This window comes from Corallococcus sp. CA047B (assembly GCF_003612065.1).
In the GTDB taxonomy this organism is placed as follows: Bacteria; Myxococcota; Myxococcia; order Myxococcales; family Myxococcaceae; genus Corallococcus; species Corallococcus praedator.
Genome location: NZ_RAWD01000615.1, coordinates 1 through 1,966, shown reverse-complemented (window position 1 = coordinate 1,966; position 1,966 = coordinate 1). Strand labels below are relative to the sequence as shown.

The following is a 1,966-nucleotide window of genomic DNA, read 5'->3' as shown; positions in this document are numbered from 1 at the left end:
TCGTACACGTTGCCCAGGAGCCCCAGCGCCAGCCCGCCCCCCAGCGCCGTGCCGCCGTTGATGGCGCCCACCGCGAAGACATTCTCCACCGGCGCGTCGCCGGCCCGGAGCTGGTTGGTGCTCACCGCCGGGATGAGGCTCACGTTCACGGGCAGCCGCACCCGGCCCCCCGGTGTCATCGCAGGCATCGCCATGCCGCCCGCGCCGCCGCGCATCACGGTGGCCTCGCTGCCCACGCTCATGAAGTCGCCGGGGGACAGCGGCGTGCGCACGCCCTCCTTCAGCGTGAAGGCCGTTTCGGACACGCCGCCGCCCAGCTCGCGCCGCGCGCGGTAGGCGCCGGGGGCGAGGCCCAGCTCGGTGGAGCGGCCGGACACCTTCTGCACCTCCACCACCAGCGTGCCCACCGCGTCGCGCACGTACAGCCGGCCCTCCAGCGGCTCGGTGAGGAGCAGGCCCGCGGTGGTGGCGCGCAGGTCGGTCATCACCAGGTCGCCGGTGCCCGCGAGCTCGATGTCGTAGTTGGGGTGCTGCGCGCCGCCCTGCGTGCGCTCGGTGCGCGCGAGCGTTTCGTGGAAGGCGAACTGGTATGCCTCCGTGAGGGTGACGCGGCCGTCGTGCGTGACGTCCGCGGCGCCGCGCAGGCCGGACACCAGGTGGTGGGTGAAGAACGAGCCGCCCAGCCGATCCGACTCCTGCGACGCCTCATCCGCGCTGGACGAGGTGAGGATGGCGTGGCCCTTCACCTGGATGCCGGAGTCCACGAGGAACGCGGGCCGGGCCACGCCGCCCTTGCGCCGCGCGAACGCGCCGGACGCGCACGAATCCAGCACCGCGATGCGCACGTCCGCGGGCAGGCCCTGCAGCGCGCGGCGCAGCTCGCCGTAGTCCATGCGCTGGCCCTTGAGCAGCAGGCCCTCGTCGTCCGAGTGGCCGGAGTAGTAGAGCAGCACCTCCACGCGCCGGGCCCCGGAGGTCCGCGCGCCTTCCGCCAGTTGGCGCATGCGCTCGAAGCCGGACAGGACGCCCGCGCGGTCCACGTCCGTGAGCAGCACGCGGTCCTGGGGCAGCACGCCGCCCAGCTCCGACAGCACCTGGGAGAAGGCTCTCGCGTCGGTGTCCGCGTAGCGCAGCTTCACGCGTTCAGGGCCGCCATCGTTGACGCCCACGAGCAGGGCCAGCCTTCGCACGGCGACGGCTTCGGCGGCGAGGACCGGGGGCGCCACCAGCAACGAGAGCAGCAGGACAAGGACGGGCGCTCTCATCGGGGGGACTTCTCCAGGAGGAAGGACGTCTGCGCCAGATCCACGGGCAGGGTCAGGGGCGCGGTGCGCGCCTCGGGGGATGCGGCGAGGACGCGCGCGGCGGACAGCACGCCGTCCAGTTCGAAGGGCGCGTCGGCGGTGATGAGGAAGAAGCGCTCGAACGCGGGCGCGTCGTCCAGTTCGTAGGCGCGGGGCAGCAGGTGCGTGCCGGAGCGCTCCAGCGCGGCGGACGCGTGGCCGGTGTCGGGCAGGTGCACGGTGACTGCGGCCCGGCCGTCCACGGAGAGGATGACGCCGTGGGCCTTGCCGGCGGCGGTGTACGACAGCTGCACCACGTCACCGGCCTGGGCCTGGGCGCCGTCGGTGAGGTGTTCGGTGCGGGCGGCGGCCTGCCGGTGCACGTCGAGCCGAGGCTGGAGTCCCTTGCTGCGGGTGGGTTCCAGGACCCCGGTGCCGCCCACTTCCGTCCAGGCGTCCCGCGCCTCCCGCCCGTCGGTGGATGGCAGGGGCCGCGCGATGACGAACAGGGTCGCGGCGGCGAGCACCGGCACCAGGATGGGCAGGAAGCGCCACGAAGGGCGCGCGGCGGGGGCCTCCGCCCGGGATGGGGGCACGGAGAAGAGGGCGCCTTCGGAGCCGGCGGTGCGGGCCAGGCGGGCCTTCACCTCGCGGGCGACGGTGTCGGGGGGCAGGGCCTGGAG

Annotated in this window: 2 protein-coding genes; both read right to left on the bottom strand. The window is 74.4% G+C overall.

What is annotated here, in order from left to right; all coding sequences use genetic code 11:
• On the bottom strand, positions 1-1,265 hold a 1,265-nt coding region (locus tag D7X74_RS41595; RefSeq protein WP_147446902.1), incomplete at its 3' end, for a caspase family protein.
• On the bottom strand, positions 1,262-1,966 hold a 705-nt coding region (locus D7X74_RS41590; protein ID WP_120538432.1), incomplete at its 5' end, for an ActD-like protein. The genes D7X74_RS41590 and D7X74_RS41595, both read right to left, overlap by 4 nt.